A 15152-nucleotide genomic window follows, 5' to 3' on the forward strand; every position below is an offset into this window, starting at 1 on the left:
GTTACGCTCGGGCGCATGACCGAAGAGCCGCTCGACGCGACCGACCACGAGATCCTCGGCCTGCTCCGGGAAGACGCCCGGCGCACGCTGTCGGACATCGCGGGCCGCGTCACGCTGTCGACGGCCGCGGTCAAGCGCCGCATCGACCGGCTGCGCGAGACCGGCGTGATCACCGGGTTCACCGTGCAGGTCGACCACGCGAAGCTGGGCTGGGGGATCGAGGCGTTCACCGAGCTGCGGTTCGTCGGGAACACGAAGGTCGCGGAGATCCTGCGCACGACCACGCGGATGCCGGAGGCGCAGGCGGTGTTCACGATCGCGGGCGACCCGGACGCGCTGGTGTGGCTGCGGGTGCGGGACATGGCCCACCTGCAGAAGACGATCGACGAGATCCGCCGTCAGCACCAGGTCACCGGCACGAAGACGCTGATCGCGCTGGAATCCTGGTCGCGGGGGACCTGACGTGCTCGTGACGCTGGCGGAGCGGCCGGACCTCGCCGACGCCGTCTACGCGATCCCGTACCCACCGGGGTCGCCGGCGTTCATGGCAGGCAGCCTGACGAGCCTGCTGGTGCGCGGCCGCCGGGTGGCGCGGCGCTGGCCGCACCTGGTGGTCGCGCTCCTGGAGGACGGCCGGCCGGTCGCGCGCGGGATCATGGTGCCGTTCCGAAGCCGGGGGACGCTGCCCGCGCGCGGCTGGGACGAAGTGGCGGTGTGGGCCGCGGAGGACGCGCTCGACGGCGTCGGTTGCGACACGGCGTGCGCCCTGGAGATCGCGGTGCACCCGGACCACCAGGGCCGCGGCCACTCCGGCACGGTGCTGTCGGGCATGCGCGCGGCGGCGGCCGGGCTGGATTCGCTCGTGATCCCGGTCCGGCCGCCGGACAAGGCCGCGGTGCCGTCGCTGCCGATGCGCGAGTACGCCGCCGAGACGCGGCCGGACGGCCTGCCCGCCGACCGCTGGCTGCGCACCCACGTCCGCGCCGGCGGCCGGATCGAGGCGGTCGCGCCCTGCTCGGCAACGGTCCAGGCGCCCCTCGAAGACTGGCGCCGCTGGACCGGGCTGCCGTTCACGGACGACGGCCCGGTCCTCGTCCCGGGTGCGCTGGCCCCGGTGCTCGTGTCGACGGCCCAGGACTTCGCGGTGTACGTCGAGCCGAACGTCTGGGTGTCGCACCGGGTCTGCTAGCCGCGCAGCAGGACTCCGGACGTGCGCTCCCGCTCGAAGAAGAACTCCGGCCACTCCAGACCGTCCGGCGGTGCGTCGATCGCGGTCGCCCGCCGGCGGAGTTCGTTCAGGTAGCCGGTGTCCAAAACCGTCCGCGCCGACAGCGGTTCGCGCAGCATCGTGTCGATCGGACCCTCGTACAGGTACGCGTCCACGCCCGGGAAGCCCTTGCTGCCGGGCGGGTACTCGCGGTTCGTCGGGAAGTACGTCGTGTCGAGCGCGCCCAGCCAGGAGCCCGCGATCGGCGTCAGCGACGGCCACGCACCCAGGCGCTGTTCCAGCCGGGCGTTGTCCGAGGTGAACCCGTAGTGGTCGGCGACGACGTACGCCGCGCCCGGGTACTCGCGTTCCAGCTGCGCCACCGCGGCGCTGCCGCCGTCGTGCTTCAAGTGCCCCAGCCCGAACAACATGAGCGCCTTGCGGTGCTTCCGCAGTACCTGCGTCTGCACCACCGACGTGATCGACGCGTCGCGGTCGTGGAACGGCTCCATGTCCGCCGGGCTGTGGATCCGGCTCCAGTCGATGGGCGGGTCGCCCGCCAGCACGCGGATCTTCCGCTCGGCGGGCTGCTTCGTGTTGACCTGCCGCACCAAGGCGAAGAGCTGTTCGTAGAACAACGAGAAGCCGCAGCTCGGCTGGGTCGTGTCCCGCCAGACGTGACTGATGTCCGGGACGTCGTCGCCCGCGATGTAGCTGTCCAGCATCGGCTGCAGGCGCGAGTTCCCGCACTCCACGACGACGTCGTTGACGCGGCCCGGGAAGCGGGGATCCCGGACGAGGTCGAAGACGAACGGCCCGGGGTCCGGGCTGGACTTCGCGACGATCGAATGCCGGTCGAAGGCGGCGAGCAGAGCGCCGACGGGATCGGACGGCGGGCGCGGTGGACCCGCGTCGGCGGGTGCGGCCACCAGCGTGGCGGCCGCGAGCACGGCCAGGACGGTCTTGAGCAAGCGCATGACAGCTCCCCAGAACGGCATACCTACTGTCTTACGACTATAGTACAACTCGGTCGCGGCGCCACTGAAAATCCCGCTTGTCCGTTGCCTTGTCCGCTGTCCGGCACGCTGCGACAATCCGCATGTGACGGCGCCGAGAGACCCTCTCGAGCTGCTCGTGGTGGCCCACGACGAGTTCGCACGGCGGCTGCGCCTCGTCGGACCCGGCGACTGGCGGCGACCGACGCCGTGTTCCGAGTGGGACGTCCGCGCGCTCGTCAACCACGTCGTCGGCGCGAACATCCGGTACCGGATGTTGCTGCGGGGCGCGTCGACCGAACAGGTCGAAGCAACGCGCGACGTCGATCACCTCGGCGACGACGCACCGGCGTCGTTCGTCGTGACCGCGGACGGCGTTGTCGCGTGCTTCCGCGAGGAAGGTGCCCTCGAGCGCATCGCACACCACGTGGCCGGTGACCGGACCGGCCGCGAACTGCTGTCGATGCGCATCCTCGACTCCGCGGTCCACGCATGGGACCTCGCTCGCGCGATCGGCGCGGACGAGACCCTCGACGAGGACGTCGTGGCCTTCCTCCTCGCCTACACCGCCGGCCTCGATTTCGGCCCCCGGCAACACGCGTTCGCACCGGCGGACGGCGGCCTTCCGCGCACCGCGTCCCGGCAAGATCGGCTGTTGCACCGGCTGGGCCGCACCCCGATCGGCACCGAGGAGGTCCGATGAGCGACACCAAGCAGTTCCTCGACGAAATGCTGCCTCGCATTCACCACGCCGAAACGGCGCTCCACAACGGCGACGCCGGTCCGCGCTTCGCACTGTGGTCGCACACCGATCCGGTCACCGTCTTCGGCGCGGCGTTCAGCCCGATCGGCTGGGCCGAAGTCGCTCCGATGTTCGAGAAACTCGCTTCGCGCTTCTCGAACTGCCGCTCGTGCGAGTGGGAGGTGGTCGCCGCCGACGTCGGGGCCGACTTCGCCTACCTGCTCGCGATCGAACGCACGACCGCGTCGGTAGCCGGCTCCGAGCCGACGCCGTACGCGCTCCGGAGCACGACGATCTTCCGCCGCGAGAACGGCGAGTGGAAGATCGTGCACCGCCACGCCGATCCCATCGACGACTCGGCGCAGTCGCTCGCCCGGCTGCACCGCGACCACTAGCGTCACGGGCGCGTAGCCGGGTCATCCGGCCGGGCCGCGACCAGGAGGCTGGCCCGGTTGGCCGAAGACGGGCTCGTGGCCTCGACTACGGCTGGATCGGCGTGGCTTGGCCGACCACGGTGCTGCGCCGTTCGATCAGGACTACGTCGCGCCACCGGCCGTGGTGGTACCCGATGCGCCGGCGGACGCCGACCTCCCGGAACCCGGCGCGCTCGTGCAGCTTCCGGCTCGCCGAGTTCTCCGGGAACACCCCGCTCTGGACGGTCCACACCCCCGCGGCTTCGGTCGAGGCGATCAACGCTTCGAGCAGCGCCCGGCCGACCCCGCGGCCGCGGGCGTCCGGGTGGACGTAGACGCTGTGCTCCACGACACCGCCGTAGACGCACCGCGAGGACACCCCCGTGACGGCGGTCCAGCCGAGGACGTCGCCGTCGGCGCCGAGAGCGGTGAACCGATGCGCCGGGAGGTGGGCGGCGTCCCAGTCGGGCCAGTCGGGCGCGGTGGTCTCGAAGCTCGCGTCCCCGGTGTCGAGGCCGGCTTGGAGGATCGCCAGGACCTGCTCGGCGTGCGCGGCCGTCATGGGGACGACGCGGACCGGCGCCGGCCGGGAGGCGCGGATGATCGCCGAGTGCAGCTTGTCGCCGACTTCGTGGGTGAACCGGACATCGATGCCCGTCAGCCGGGCGTTGCGCAGGAGCGCGCGGTAGCCGTCCGCGGTGAGCGCGCCGCCGAGGCATTCGGCGGTGCCGGCCGCGCGTTCGGCGTCGGTGAGCGTTTCGGCGGCCAGGATGTCGGTGATCCCGAGGCGGCCGCCGGGCCGCAGCACGCGGGCGATCTCGCCGAACGCGGCCGGCTTGTCGGGGGAGAGCGCGATGACGCAGTTGGAGATCACGACGTCGACCGAGGCGTCCGGCAGCGGGATCCGTTCGATGGTGCCGTGGACGAACTCGGCGTTGGTGACGCCGGCTTGCGCGGCGTGGCGACGGGCGAGGGTGAGCATCTCCTCGGTCGCGTCGAGGCCGATGGCGCGGCCGGCAGGCCCGACCCGGCGGGCGGAGAGCAGGACGTCGAGCCCGCCGCCGGAACCGAGGTCGAGCACGGTCTCGCCAGGGTGCAGGTCGGCGACGGCCACCGGGTTGCCGCAGCCGAGGCTGGTCGCCGCCATCTCGGCGGGGACGTCCTCGCCGGCGTAGTGGACGGCACCGAGCCGATCGGTGTCGGTGATCAGGCCGGCGCGTTCTCCGGCCAGCGCCCGGCGGGCGGCGTCGGCGTAACGGTCGAGGCTCACGGGCACACCTCCGAGAAAGTGACGGCAGCGCGCCCCATGACGACGTCGGCGGCGGTCGGGAAGCAGGACACGCAGCGCTGGTTCACCCGGTAAAGCCGGGCCGTGCCACGCGGTTCGGCGAGCACGAACCGGGCTTGGGTCAGGATCTTGAGGTGCGCGGACACGGTGGATTGGCCGACGTCGACGTGATCGACGATCTGCCCGACCGTCATCGGGGTGCCGGCCGAGGCCAGCAGGTTGAGGATCTGCACCCGGGTCGGGTCGGCCAAGGCCCGGAACCAACCTGCGTAGGTTTCGGCGGTGGCGCGGTCCAGCACGACGGCCCCTTTCATCGTCCATCGACGATAAACGATGAATCAGCCGAGCGGAAGGGCTCAGCCGGGCGACGGGCCGGTCACGCCGGAACCGGGACCAGCACGGCCGAGAGCCGGGCCAGCACCTCGGGTGGACGCGGTAGTAGACCCAGGTGCCGCGCCGCTCTTCGCTGATCAGCCCGGACTCCCGCAGCACCTTGAGGTGGTGGGAGATCGTCGGCCCGGTCAGGTCGAAGGCGTCGGTCAGGTCGCACACGCACGCTTCGCCGTCCAAGGAGGATGCGATGTCACGGTTACAGCTCGCGCTGCGGGTCGGAGACCTCGAGGGCTCGATCGACTTCTGCTCGAAGCTGTTCGGGGCGGAGCCGGCCAAGCTCCGCCCCGGCTACGCCAACTTCGCCATCGCCGAGCCCGCGCTCAAGCTCGTGCTCCTGGAGGGGGAGCCCGGTCAGGCGACGGTCATGGACCACCTCGGCGTCGAGGCCGAATCGACCGACCAGGTCGCCGAGGCCGGAAAGCGCCTCGCCGGCGCGGGGATGGAGACGCGGACCGAAGCGCCACCACGTGCTGTTACGCGGTCCAGGACAAGGTGTGGGTGCACGGTCCCGGCCAGGAGCCGTGGGAGGTGTACGCGGTCAAGGCGGATTCGCAGACGTTCGGCACCGGCGCGGCCGCCGTCACCCCGGCGACCTGCTGCACGTCCGGTGGCGAAACCGCCCAGCCGGAGGGCTGCTGCTCCTGAACGGTCTTCACCGGCCGAGCGTCAGCTGACGGCGGTGGAAGTCGAAGTGCCGCGTCGGGAACCGGTACACGTCGGCCAAGGTCATGTACTCGCGGAAGAACGGGTCCCACCGGGTCGGGTAGTGCATGCCGCGGGCGAGATCGCTGTCGGTCTCCCGGTCGAGACGGCGGTGCAGCGCCGCGATCGTCCGGTCGAACAGCGCCCGCATCCACCGTCTCGGCAGCAGCGTGCCGCCGAGCCGGGAACCGGCGAAGTTGACCGCGTCGAACGCCGCCGTCCCGGCGTTCAGCAGCCGCGCGTAGCCGCGGCTCGCCCCGTCGGGCAGGCGGCCGAACAGCCGCACCAGCCCCGACAGCGCGCGGATGATCAGGTAGCCGAGCAGCATGTGGAACAGCAGCTGGCGGTTGTTCCACCGCGTACCCGCGCTCGGCCGCCGCAGGTCGCTGCCGGTCGCGCCGTCCAGCAGCTCGTGGAAGGTCCTGCGGGCCCGCTCCAGCTCGTCGTGCACCGCTGCTTTGTCCATGCGGACAGTGTCCGTCGGAACACGATGGCCGGCGCCGATCCTCGGCCACTCTCCGAAGATTTCCGGCCGCGACTGCAACAGAGCACTGGGGCGGCGGCATCTTATGGGGTGTGCAGTTCGAAGAGTTCTCGCGCGAGCAGCTGCCCGGCCTCGTGCGGTTCGCCGCCGTGCTGACCGGGGACCGGGAACTGGCCCAGGACGTCGTGCAGGACGCGCTCGTGCGGGCGCACCAGCGGTGGCGGCACGTGGCGACCGCCGACCGGCCCGAGCTCTACCTGCGGAAGATGGTCGTCAACGGCTATCTCGGCTGGCGGCGCCGGTGGTACCAGCGGTCCGTGCACCCCACGGCCGATGTAGCGCTGTTCCGGGAGCCGGCCGCGCCCGATCCGGCGCGGCGGATCGCCGACGCCGACCAGCTCGACGGGCTGCTCGCCCGGCTGAGCCGCGCCCAGCGGGCGTCGATCGTGCTGCGGTTCTACGAGGACCGCGACGACGACGAGATCGCCGCGGTGCTCGGCTGCGCGCCCGGAACCGTGCGCAGCCACATCTCGCGCGGCCTGAGCTCGCTGCGCGTCGGGATCGAAGAAGGCAAGGAGAGCGTGTGATGACCGACCTCGACGAGCTGCGCCGCGTGCTGCGCGCCCAGGAGTCGCTGGCCCCCGACCCGGGTGCCGTGCTCGCCGGCGCCACCCGCCGGATCCGGCGGCGCCGGGCGACCAGCGTCGCCGCGGTGACCCTGACCGTGGCCGCCTTGGGTGCCGGAGCCGTCGGGCTGCTGGACCGGGGCAGCCCGGCGGCGACACCGCCGGCCACGCTCGCGAGCCCGGCGTCGTCCGGCGCGGCGAGCCAGGCACCGGACGCCGCGAAGGTGCCGCCGCCCGCGCCCGCGATCTCTCTCGAGGACAAGTCCTGGGACCTGCTGTTCTGGGCCGTCCAGCCGCACTTCGCCAGCATCCACTACGGGCAGGACCACCGGTACGGGTTCGACATCGAAGTCCGCGACGGCAAGGCCCCCGAAAGCGCACTGCCCGCGAAACCCACGACCGCCGCGCAGATCGCGCACCCGCAGACCGTCCGGTGGCACGACGGACCGCAGCGGTGGGTCACGGTGCGGACCTCGAAACCGGTGACGGCCGCGGAAATGCTCGGGCTGCTGGGGAAGATCGGCACCACGCCGCCGGTGATCGCGTCACCGCTGAAGTCCCTGCAGGTCCCCGACGGGCAGAAGGTCGCGACGTTCACCAGCGAGCCGGAGACCAACACCCTGGTGCTCTGCCCCGACCTCGAGGCGAACATGGCGCCGCTCGACCCCCGGTGCTTCTCCTTGTTCGTGTTCCTGACCGGCACGGGGGAATCGACGGGCGCGGTCGATCCGAAGGATCCGTTGCCCGCGCACCAGAGCCGGAAACTCGGCGGGTACACCCTCGAAATGAACAGCTCGTACCCCAACAAGGCGGCCGCGCTGGCCCTGCTGAATTCCGTCCAGCTCACCCGGTGAAGCTCCGCGTCGCCCGGCCGAAGGGGTTCCGATGCGTGTTTCCGTGCTCTTCGTCCTGGTCTGCGTCGTCGTCGGTGCGCTCACCGCGGCGGTCTGCCTTCGTCCGGTGAAGGCGCCCGCCGCGGCGGAACGGCCGGTGGTGTACCTGCCACCGGCCACGGCCACCGCCGCGCCGGAACCGGCGGACGAGGTGGTGAGCGTCGACGTCCGCGGCGAGTGGTCGTGGGCGTTGCGCGACCTCGGCGCCGGCGCCGTCGTCGGCGACGGGACGCTGCGCACCACGACCGCGTCGATGATCGAGGCCTGGCTCGCCGTGGACTACCTCGCTTCCCGGAGCTCGCGGGTCCCGGCCGGGGACGAGGCCAGGGTGACCCGGATGGTCCGCGACGGTGACGACCGTGCCGCGCAGACGCTGTACCGGCGGCTCGGCGGGGACGCCTCGATCACGCGAATGGTCCGGACCTGCGGGCTGCGCGACACGCGGATCCACCCGGGCCGGTGGGCCATGACCACGATGTCCGCGGCCGACGCGAGCCTGCTCGGCCGGTGCGTGGCCCGCGGTCCGGGCTTGAGCCCGCCGTGGCGGGCCAAACTGCTCGACCTGATGCGCCCGGCGGGCGCCGCGGCCGGCATCCCGGAGGCGCCGGTTTTCGCGGGTCTCCACCCGGCGGTCGGGAACGGCTGGACGCGGCAGGGCAACTGGTGGGCGGTGCACTGCCTGGCGATCTGGGACCGGTGGGTGCTCGCGGTCCTGGTGCACTACCCGGAGCAGGGGACGGGGCACCGGTACGGGACGCAGGTCTGCAAGAGCGTCGCCCAGCAGCTGTTCGGCCGCACGGACCCCGGGGTGCGCCGAATCGGGGGGTGATCCACGGAACATCCGCGTCCACCCGGGAGTTGACGCCTGGTATGAGCCAACTCGTGGACCGCACGATCACCGCCCTGCGCAACGAGCACGACGTGCTCGCCGCCCTCGTCCGCACCCTCACCGACGAGCAGCTGGCCGCCCCCAGCGGCGCCGCGGAATGGACCGTCGCCCAGGCGCTTTCCCACCTCGGCAGCGGTGCGGAGATCGGCCGCGCGCCCATCGCCCGGGCCGCGGGGGAAACCGTGGCGGCCGAAGACAACCAGACGATCTGGGCGCGCTGGGACGGGTCCGCGCCGCGCGCGCAGGCCGAGGGGTTCCTGGAGCACAACGCCCGCTGGCTCGACACGGTCGAGGCGCTCACGGCCGAGCAGCGTTCCTCGCTGACCGTCGACCTCGGCTTCCTGCCGGAGCCGGTCCCGCTGGTGACCGCGCTGGGCATGCGGCTCAACGAGGTCGCCAACCACTCGTGGGACGTCCGGGTGGCGTTCGACCCGGCGGCCGGGGTGGACGCCGGCTCGGCCGAGGTGCTCGTCGACCTGCTGACCGGGCCGCTGGGGTTCCTCGTGGGTTTCTTCGCGAAGGCGGCGGAGCTCGCGAACCCGGTGTCGGTCGCGGTTCCGGGCGGCGGCCTGGTGATCGACGACGCGGTGACCGTGGTGGACCACCTGGAGTCGCCGTCCGCGACGTTCACCGGGCGGGCGGAAGCGTTCATCCGGCTGCTCAGCGGCCGGTTGAAGGCGCCGTACGACAACGGTGTGAGCGTCGAGGGAAACGTCACGCTCGACGATCTGCGCCGGGTGTTCCCCGGGTTCTGAGGGGTCGGGACGGGTCTCTTCGGGCTCAAGCCGCCCTCCCGGAACCGAGACCCGGTCCGGCTCCGGGTCTCGGTTCACGCACGTAGCGTCGGGAGCGACGGGACCGCGGACGAGGGACGGGATGCATGCGGGCGGAGCTCGAAGCGACCGGCGACGCCGAGCTGACGGCCGGCCGTCGCGTGTGGACGGTCGGCGTGATGTGCACGACGGTCGGCCTGGTGATCGCCATGGTGACGATCGTCAACGCGGCGCTGCCCGCGCTCGCCGCCGACACCGGTGCGAGCCAGGCGGAACAGACGTGGATCGTCGACGTCTACACGCTGGTGCTGGCCGCGCTCGTGCTGCCGGCCGGCGCGCTGGGCGACCGGTTCGGGCGCCGCGGTGTGCTCGTCGCCGGCCTGCTCGTGTTCGCCGTGGGCTGCGCCGCGCCGGTGTTCCTCGATACGTCGGCCTGGCTCGTCGTGGCCCGGGCCGTCACCGGGTTCGGCGCGGCGATGATCATGCCGGCCACGCTGTCGATCATCACCGCCAGCTTCCCGCCGGCGCGGCGCGGGCGGGCCATCGGGATCTGGGCCGCGGTCGCCGGCGTCGGCGGGCTCGGCGGCCTGGTCCTGGCCGGGGTGCTGCTGCGGCACTTCTCGTGGCATTCGGTGTTCCTCGGGCCGGCCGCGCTGTCGGTCGTCCTGGTGGCCGCGAGCCTGACCGTGCCGACATCACGCGACCGCGACGCGCACGCCTTCGACGTCGTCGGCGCGGTGCTGAGCGCGTCGGCGATCGGCGCGGTGGTGTTCGGCATCCTGCGCGTCGCCGACCTGGGCTGGGGTCACGGCGTCGTGCTCGGGTCGATCGCGGGCGGGCTGGTGCTGGCGGCGCTCTTCGTCGGCTACGAGCTGCGGCGCGCGGATCCGCTGCTGGACGTCCGGCTGTTCGGCAACGCGGCTTTCGCGGCCGGCTCGGTGTCGGTGACCGTCCAGTTCACCGCCGCGTTCGGGATGTTCTACGCGCTGGCCCAGTACTTGCAGCTGGTGCAGGGGTATTCGGCGCTGTTGTCGGGGTTGGCACTGTGGCCGGTCGCGGTGTCGCTCTTCCCGCTGTCGCTGGCTTCGGCGCCGCTGGTTCGCCGGTTCGGGCTGCGGGCGGTGACGTGCGCCGGGCTCGCGGTGGTGGTCGCCGGCATGGTCCTCATCGGACAGCTGGACGCCGGAAGTGGTTACCCCGCCTTGGCGATCGCGGTGTGCGTGCTGGGCGCGGGCATCGGGGTGACGGCCCCGGCGGCGACGAGCGCGATCCTCGACAACGTGCCGCCGTCGCAGTACGGCGTGGCATCGGCGGTCAACGACGCGACGCGCGAAGTCGGTGCGGCATTGGGGATCGCGCTCGTGGGCAGCGTCCTTTCCGCCGCCTACCAGGATTCGGTCCGGCCGGCGACGGCGTCGCTGGCCCCGCCGGCACGTGAGGTCGCGGAGGGGTCGCTGGCGGGCGCGCTCGCGGTGGACGCGCACCTGGCACCGGCCGCACGAGCGGCTTTCGCGCACGGCATGGGGATCAGCATGCTGGCGCTGGCGGCCGTGGTGGTGGCGGGCATCGCCGCGACGGCGGTGCTGGTGCGCCGGTAGCCGGTGTATCTGACGGCGGCCGCCGATCCCTTTGTCTTCAGGAAACCGACGATTCTCCTGGAGGGACCATGGCCGAACTGCACATCAAGAAGCTCAAGTGCGTCAAGAAGGACGACGTGATCGGGAAGGACGAAGCCAGCCTGCAGGTCAACGGCACCACGATCTCGGGCCCGCACCTGCTGGGCAAGGGCGATTCGGTCACCCTCACCGCGATGCGCTCGTTCACGGGCTCGATCAAGGTGACCCTGGTCGACGAGGACGCCGGCAAGGACGACACCCTCGGCACGGTGACGATCACGGACACGCAGGCGGGAATCGGGACGCTGACGGCGTTCTTCAACGCCCTGCCGAGCGCGGACTACCACATGACGTACGACGTGCACAGCTGAGCGGCCCGAGGAAGCGCCGTCACCGGCGGCGCTTCCACCCGTGCCCGTTCACGCCCGCCGACGCCGGCAGGGATCGCCCGGGTCACCGGCCCCGATCCGGCAGCCGTTCGGGCGCACCGGCGGGCTCGGCGGTCCACGAAGCCAGGATCCGCAACCCCTCGTGCGCCGCCGAGCCGGGGTCCGCCGTCAGGACCATCAGGCGTTGCCCGCTGCCGTCCGGGCTTTCCCACATGTCGCAGTCCAGCGTGAGGTCGCCGACCACCGGGTGGCGGTAGTGCTTGACGCCGTAGCCCTGGCTCGTCACGTGGTGGGCCGCCCACCACGTCCGGAACTCCGGGTGGTGCACCGCCAGCTCGCCGACGAGCTCGGCCAGTTCCGGCGCGTCCGGGTCGCGCGCCGCTTCCAGGTGCAGGGCCGCCACCGCCGTGCGGGCCGCTTCGGCCCAGTCCACGTGCAGCGCGCGCACCTGCGGGTCGGCGAAGAGCAGGTACACGTAGTTGCGACGGTTCGCCGGGTAGCGCGCGAAGTCGGTGAACAGCGCGGCGGCGGAGTCGTTCCACGCCACGACGTCCAGCCGGCGGCCGAGCACCATCGCGGGTGTCTCCGCCAGCTGGTCGAGCAGCCGCTTCATCGCCGGCCGCAGCTTTTCGCCCGCCCGCCGCCGCGGACGGCGGAAGGGTTTGCCCGCCAGTTCGTACACGTAGGACTGCTGGTCGTCGTCGAGCCGGAGCGCGCGGGCGAGGGTGGCGAGCACCGAAGACGACGCCTGCACGCGCCCCTGTTCGAGCCGGGTCAGGTAGTCGACGCTGATCGCGGCGAGCTGCGCGACTTCTTCGCGGCGAAGCCCGGCCACGCGCCGCGGCGAGGAGGGCTCCGGCAGGCCGACGTCGCGCGGGTCCAGCTGCGCGCGGCGCGCCTTGAGGAAGTCGCCGAGCTCCTTCGGCTGTCCGGTGGGCTCCATGCGTCCGATTGTCCCCCGGAGCGGGTGGTTCCGGGTGGGCAGGTTTCGTCCCCCGGTGTCAGCCGCGCAGGGCGGTGGCCTGCTCGCGGAGTGCCTCGACCACCGCGGTGGCGCCCGCCGAGCGCCCGGGCCGCGTGACCACCACCGCGCTCCGCCCGCGCCACGCCGGGTCCTCCACCGCGACCACCGCCACGCCGGACGGCACCGACGCCGCCGCCACGCCCGGCAGCAGCGCGATCCCCAGCCCGGCCGCCACCATGCCCAGGCGGGTCGTCCAGCTGCGGGCCGCCCAGCCGACGCGCGGCTCGGAAAGCGTCGGCCACGCGCGGAACTGGGGCTCGCCGCGGCCGCCGCGGCCGACGATCCACGTCTCCTCGCGCAGGTCCGCCACCCCGGCCCGGCCGTGGCGGGCGAGCCGGTGCCCGGCCGGGACCGCGACGCGCAGGTCGTCCTCGACCAGCACGTCCTGGTGCAGGCCCGTGAGGTCGTAGCCCGGCAGCCCCTCGCCGACCCCGATCACCACCACCTCGGTGCGGCCGGCGCGCAGCCGCGCGAGCAACGCCGGGGTCGCCCCCTCGTCGAGCGTGACGACCAGCCCGGGGTGCCGGGTGCGCAGGACGGCCAGCGCCCGCGGGACCAGGACCGCCGCCGCGGCCGGGAACGCGCCGACCGACAGCCGGCCCGCCAGCCGGTCGCGCAGGCCGGCCAGCTCCTGCTCCGCGGTGTCGACGACGGCGAGCGCGGTGGCGGCGTGCCGGGCCAGCGACGCGCCGGCCGGCGTCGGGCGCACCCCGCGTGCGTGCCGCTCGAACAACGCCGTGCCCGCGGCCGCCTCCATCATCGCCACCTGCCGCGAGATCGCGGACTGCGTGTAGCCCAGCGACGCTGCCGCCGCCGTGAACGAGCCGGTCGACGCGACCTCGCGGACCACGCGCAGACCCGCCAGCGTCACTTCACTCATGCCCTCACCCTAGCCATGACCAGACCGCATGGCTTTCATGAGAAGACATCGCTGGTGCTCATGGGAAAGGAAGCTCAGCATGGAAGCATGATTTGGTTCATCACAGGATCTTCGAAGGGCTTCGGCCGCCACTGGACCGAAGCCGCCCTCGACCGGGGCGACCGGGTCGCCGCGACCGCGCGGAACCCCGAGCAGCTCGGCGACCTCGTCGACAAGTACGGCGACGCCGTCCTCCCGCTCCGCCTCGACGTCACCGATCGCGCTGCCTCGTTCGCCACCGTCCGCCGGGCGGCCGACCACTTCGGCGGGCTCGACGTCGTCGTCAACAACGCCGGCTACGGGCACTTCGGCCGCGTCGAAGAACTCACCGAGGACGAGGTCCGCGCCCAGCTGGAGACGAACTTCTTCGGCGCGCTCTGGGTCACCCAGGCAACCCTGCCGATCCTGCGCGCGCAGCGGCGCGGGCACATCGTCCAGGTCACCAGCGAGGGCGGCGTGGTCGCGTTCCCCGGCATCGGCGCCTACCACGCGTCGAAGTGGGCGCTGGAAGGGCTTTCCCAGTCCCTGGCGCAGGAAGTCGCGGAGTTCGGCATCCACGTCACCAACCTCGAGCCCGGGCCCTACGCCACCGAGTGGCTGGACGTCGGCTCGCGCCGGAGCACGCCGAACCCGGCCTACCGCACCGAAGAAGGCCACTGGGACGTCGGCGACCCGTACGCGACCCGCGCGGCGATCCTCGACCTCGTCGACGCCGCCGACCCGCCGCTGCGGATGTTCCTCGGCAAGTCGCTCGCCGCGGTCACCGAGGAGTACCAGGCCCGCCTCAAGACGTGGAACGACTGGCAGGACGTGGCGGTGCGGGCGTTCGGCTGAGTGCCGCGTGCGGGTCGTCCGCGGGCAGCCACCCGAGGTCCGGCGCGCCGACGTCCCGGGTGAGCGCCTCGATGGTCGCGAGGACCGGCGCGCGGGTCTCGTCGCGGCGGGACACCAGCGACCACGTCCAGAACGGCGCCGGGTCGACCACCGGCCGGCGCGCGAGGTCCGGCGGGGCCGGCGTCGTCTGGCCCTTCGGGTTGTTGAGCACCGGGCGCCGCAGGCGGCGGACGTGGTCGAAGAACGCCGGGCCCGTCGAACCGCCCTCGCCGACGGGCACCACCTCGGCGCCGGTGGCCGAGGCGAACTCCTCGGCGTAGGCGTTCCACGACGCCCAGCTGGCGGTGTCGGCGTCGACGAGCACGACGACGTCCTTCGCCCGCACCTCGGCGGTGCGGGTGCCCGTGCCGAACGCGTGGAGCCGGTCCGCGCCGAGCAGGCGCGCTTCGAGCTCGTGTTCGGCCAGGTCGGCGGCCCGTGCCCAGCAGATCGCCAGGTCGATGCTCCGGTCGGCGACCCGGCCCAGCTGGGTGTGTGAGGGCAGCACCCACGTGTCGACGTGCAGGTGCGCGACACCGGCGACGCGGTCGAGCAGGTCGACGGGCCGCCAGTTGACGTACCCCAGCCGCACCGGCTCGCGCGCGGCGATCCCGGCGGCCGACCGGCGCAGCTCGTCGGCCTGCTCCAGGAGCGCGCGGACCTGCGGCAGCAGCGACTCGCCGCATTCGGTGAGGGTGACCGAGCGGCGGTCGCGGTCGAACAGCCGCACGCCGAGGTCGCGTTCGAGCGCCTTGATCTGCTGGGACAGCGAAGGCCCGGCGATGCGCAGCCGCTCCGCGGCCCGGCCGAAGTTCAGTTCTGTGGCGACGGCCACGAAGTACCGAAGCTGGCGTAGCTCCATACCGGGAGCTTAGTGCGGTGGGAGGTCCGGCCTCCCAGCTGAGAGCGAACCGGTCGTGGCGGAC

At 72.7% G+C, this 15152-nt stretch carries 18 protein-coding genes and 2 pseudogenes; 12 read left to right on the forward strand and 8 right to left on the reverse strand.

Going from position 1 to position 15152, the window contains the following annotated elements:
- The first annotated feature begins 15 nt into the window (after window positions 1–15).
- A complete protein-coding gene (locus AB0J40_RS33880) occupies window positions 16–462 on the forward strand; it encodes an Lrp/AsnC family transcriptional regulator (RefSeq protein WP_364461332.1) in 447 nt (148 codons plus the stop codon).
- Between the two features lies 1 nt (window position 463).
- Complete coding sequence (locus tag AB0J40_RS33885) at window positions 464–1189, forward strand: GNAT family N-acetyltransferase (RefSeq protein WP_364461335.1); 726 nt, start codon at window positions 464–466, stop codon at window positions 1187–1189.
- On the opposite strand, the gene AB0J40_RS33890 is transcribed toward AB0J40_RS33885, so the two are convergent.
- Window positions 1186–2184 (reverse strand): hypothetical protein, encoded by a 999-nt coding sequence (locus AB0J40_RS33890; RefSeq protein ID WP_364461338.1) that lies wholly within the window; start codon window positions 2182–2184, stop codon window positions 1186–1188. The two genes, AB0J40_RS33885 and AB0J40_RS33890, sit on opposite strands and share 4 nt — an antisense overlap.
- A 124-nt stretch (window positions 2185–2308) precedes the next feature.
- Here AB0J40_RS33890 and AB0J40_RS33895 point away from each other — a divergent pair, with 124 nt between their 5' ends.
- Window positions 2309–2905 (forward strand): TIGR03086 family metal-binding protein, encoded by a 597-nt coding sequence (locus AB0J40_RS33895; RefSeq protein WP_364461341.1) that lies wholly within the window; start codon window positions 2309–2311, stop codon window positions 2903–2905.
- Window positions 2902–3339 (forward strand): nuclear transport factor 2 family protein, encoded by a 438-nt coding sequence (locus tag AB0J40_RS33900; RefSeq protein WP_364461344.1) that lies wholly within the window; start codon window positions 2902–2904, stop codon window positions 3337–3339. Before AB0J40_RS33895 ends, AB0J40_RS33900 begins: the two co-directional genes overlap by 4 nt.
- 85 nt (window positions 3340–3424) lie before the next feature.
- On the opposite strand, the gene AB0J40_RS33905 is transcribed toward AB0J40_RS33900, so the two are convergent.
- The 3 genes and pseudogenes from AB0J40_RS33905 to AB0J40_RS33915 all read right to left on the reverse strand — a co-directional run bounded on the left by AB0J40_RS33905 (window position 3425) and on the right by AB0J40_RS33915 (window position 5314).
- Window positions 3425–4627, reverse strand: coding sequence for a GNAT family N-acetyltransferase (locus tag AB0J40_RS33905; RefSeq protein ID WP_364461347.1), 1203 nt, complete (start codon window positions 4625–4627; stop codon window positions 3425–3427).
- Window positions 4624–4944 (reverse strand): metalloregulator ArsR/SmtB family transcription factor, encoded by a 321-nt coding sequence (locus AB0J40_RS33910; RefSeq protein ID WP_364461350.1) that lies wholly within the window; start codon window positions 4942–4944, stop codon window positions 4624–4626. Before AB0J40_RS33910 ends, AB0J40_RS33905 begins: the two co-directional genes overlap by 4 nt.
- 77 nt (window positions 4945–5021) lie before the next feature.
- Window positions 5022–5314 (reverse strand): annotated as a pseudogene (locus AB0J40_RS33915) (metalloregulator ArsR/SmtB family transcription factor).
- On the opposite strand from AB0J40_RS33915, the pseudogene AB0J40_RS33920 reads away from it, so the two are divergent.
- A pseudogene (locus tag AB0J40_RS33920) lies at window positions 5226–5683 on the forward strand (ArsI/CadI family heavy metal resistance metalloenzyme). The pseudogenes AB0J40_RS33915 and AB0J40_RS33920 sit on opposite strands and share 89 nt — an antisense overlap.
- Before the next feature lie 7 nt (window positions 5684–5690).
- On the opposite strand, the gene AB0J40_RS33925 reads toward AB0J40_RS33920, so the two are convergent.
- Window positions 5691–6206, reverse strand: coding sequence for a DinB family protein (locus AB0J40_RS33925; protein ID WP_364461353.1), 516 nt, complete (start codon window positions 6204–6206; stop codon window positions 5691–5693).
- 110 nt (window positions 6207–6316) lie between these two features.
- On the opposite strand from AB0J40_RS33925, the gene AB0J40_RS33930 reads away from it, so the two are divergent.
- From AB0J40_RS33930 to AB0J40_RS33955, 6 genes are all read left to right on the forward strand, one after another.
- Window positions 6317–6811 carry a SigE family RNA polymerase sigma factor gene (locus tag AB0J40_RS33930; RefSeq protein ID WP_364461356.1) on the forward strand — a complete coding sequence of 165 codons (495 nt, stop codon included), beginning with the start codon at window positions 6317–6319 and terminating at the stop codon, window positions 6809–6811.
- Window positions 6811–7704: a hypothetical protein gene (locus AB0J40_RS33935; RefSeq protein WP_364461359.1), complete on the forward strand. Its 894-nt coding sequence runs from the start codon at window positions 6811–6813 to the stop codon at window positions 7702–7704. Before AB0J40_RS33930 ends, AB0J40_RS33935 begins: the two co-directional genes overlap by 1 nt.
- A 31-nt stretch (window positions 7705–7735) precedes the next feature.
- Window positions 7736–8572 (forward strand): serine hydrolase, encoded by an 837-nt coding sequence (locus AB0J40_RS33940; protein ID WP_364461362.1) that lies wholly within the window; start codon window positions 7736–7738, stop codon window positions 8570–8572.
- 41 nt (window positions 8573–8613) lie between these two features.
- On the forward strand, window positions 8614–9387 hold the full coding sequence (locus AB0J40_RS33945) for a maleylpyruvate isomerase family mycothiol-dependent enzyme (protein ID WP_364461365.1): 774 nt from the start codon (window positions 8614–8616) through the stop codon (window positions 9385–9387).
- A 125-nt stretch (window positions 9388–9512) separates the two neighbouring features.
- Window positions 9513–11003, forward strand: coding sequence for an MFS transporter (locus tag AB0J40_RS33950; RefSeq protein ID WP_364461367.1), 1491 nt, complete (start codon window positions 9513–9515; stop codon window positions 11001–11003).
- A gap of 68 nt (window positions 11004–11071) precedes the next feature.
- On the forward strand, window positions 11072–11392 hold the full coding sequence (locus tag AB0J40_RS33955) for a hypothetical protein (protein WP_364461370.1): 321 nt from the start codon (window positions 11072–11074) through the stop codon (window positions 11390–11392).
- Between the two features lie 82 nt (window positions 11393–11474).
- On the opposite strand, the gene AB0J40_RS33960 is transcribed toward AB0J40_RS33955, so the two are convergent.
- Together AB0J40_RS33960 and AB0J40_RS33965 are read right to left on the reverse strand one after the other, a co-directional pair.
- On the reverse strand, window positions 11475–12353 hold the full coding sequence (locus AB0J40_RS33960) for a helix-turn-helix domain-containing protein (RefSeq protein ID WP_364461373.1): 879 nt from the start codon (window positions 12351–12353) through the stop codon (window positions 11475–11477).
- 58 nt (window positions 12354–12411) lie between these two features.
- Window positions 12412–13314, reverse strand: a complete 903-nt coding sequence (locus AB0J40_RS33965) for a LysR family transcriptional regulator (protein ID WP_364461375.1) — start codon at window positions 13312–13314, stop codon at window positions 12412–12414.
- An 87-nt stretch (window positions 13315–13401) separates the two neighbouring features.
- On the opposite strand from AB0J40_RS33965, the gene AB0J40_RS33970 reads away from it, so the two are divergent.
- On the forward strand, window positions 13402–14187 hold the full coding sequence (locus AB0J40_RS33970) for an SDR family NAD(P)-dependent oxidoreductase (RefSeq protein ID WP_364461378.1): 786 nt from the start codon (window positions 13402–13404) through the stop codon (window positions 14185–14187).
- On the opposite strand, the gene AB0J40_RS33975 is transcribed toward AB0J40_RS33970, so the two are convergent.
- The gene (locus AB0J40_RS33975; protein ID WP_364461380.1) at window positions 14138–15088 is read right to left on the reverse strand and encodes a LysR family transcriptional regulator; all 951 of its coding nucleotides are present in this window, start codon (window positions 15086–15088) and stop codon (window positions 14138–14140) included. The two genes, AB0J40_RS33970 and AB0J40_RS33975, sit on opposite strands and share 50 nt — an antisense overlap.
- Window positions 15089–15152 lie beyond the last annotated feature (64 nt).

It is taken from the genome of Amycolatopsis sp. NPDC049691, from assembly GCF_040675005.1.
Lineage (GTDB): Bacteria > Actinomycetota > Actinomycetes > Mycobacteriales > Pseudonocardiaceae > Amycolatopsis.

What these genes read in the sequence shown, in the direction of transcription:
- AB0J40_RS33880 (WP_364461332.1), top strand. Translation starts at nt 16, where the DNA reads ATGACCGAAGAGCCGCTCGACGCGACCGACCACGAGATCCTCGGCCTG.
- AB0J40_RS33890 (WP_364461338.1), bottom strand. Translation starts at nt 2,184, where the DNA reads ATGCGCTTGCTCAAGACCGTCCTGGCCGTGCTCGCGGCCGCCACGCTG.
- AB0J40_RS33900 (WP_364461344.1), top strand. Translation starts at nt 2,902, where the DNA reads ATGAGCGACACCAAGCAGTTCCTCGACGAAATGCTGCCTCGCATTCAC.
- AB0J40_RS33925 (WP_364461353.1), bottom strand. Translation starts at nt 6,206, where the DNA reads ATGGACAAAGCAGCGGTGCACGACGAGCTGGAGCGGGCCCGCAGGACC.
- AB0J40_RS33935 (WP_364461359.1), top strand. Translation starts at nt 6,811, where the DNA reads ATGACCGACCTCGACGAGCTGCGCCGCGTGCTGCGCGCCCAGGAGTCG.
- AB0J40_RS33940 (WP_364461362.1), top strand. Translation starts at nt 7,736, where the DNA reads ATGCGTGTTTCCGTGCTCTTCGTCCTGGTCTGCGTCGTCGTCGGTGCG.
- AB0J40_RS33945 (WP_364461365.1), top strand. Translation starts at nt 8,614, where the DNA reads ATGAGCCAACTCGTGGACCGCACGATCACCGCCCTGCGCAACGAGCAC.
- AB0J40_RS33950 (WP_364461367.1), top strand. Translation starts at nt 9,513, where the DNA reads ATGCGGGCGGAGCTCGAAGCGACCGGCGACGCCGAGCTGACGGCCGGC.
- AB0J40_RS33955 (WP_364461370.1), top strand. Translation starts at nt 11,072, where the DNA reads ATGGCCGAACTGCACATCAAGAAGCTCAAGTGCGTCAAGAAGGACGAC.
- AB0J40_RS33960 (WP_364461373.1), bottom strand. Translation starts at nt 12,353, where the DNA reads ATGGAGCCCACCGGACAGCCGAAGGAGCTCGGCGACTTCCTCAAGGCG.
- AB0J40_RS33965 (WP_364461375.1), bottom strand. Translation starts at nt 13,314, where the DNA reads ATGAGTGAAGTGACGCTGGCGGGTCTGCGCGTGGTCCGCGAGGTCGCG.
- AB0J40_RS33970 (WP_364461378.1), top strand. Translation starts at nt 13,402, where the DNA reads ATGATTTGGTTCATCACAGGATCTTCGAAGGGCTTCGGCCGCCACTGG.
- AB0J40_RS33975 (WP_364461380.1), bottom strand. Translation starts at nt 15,088, where the DNA reads ATGGAGCTACGCCAGCTTCGGTACTTCGTGGCCGTCGCCACAGAACTG.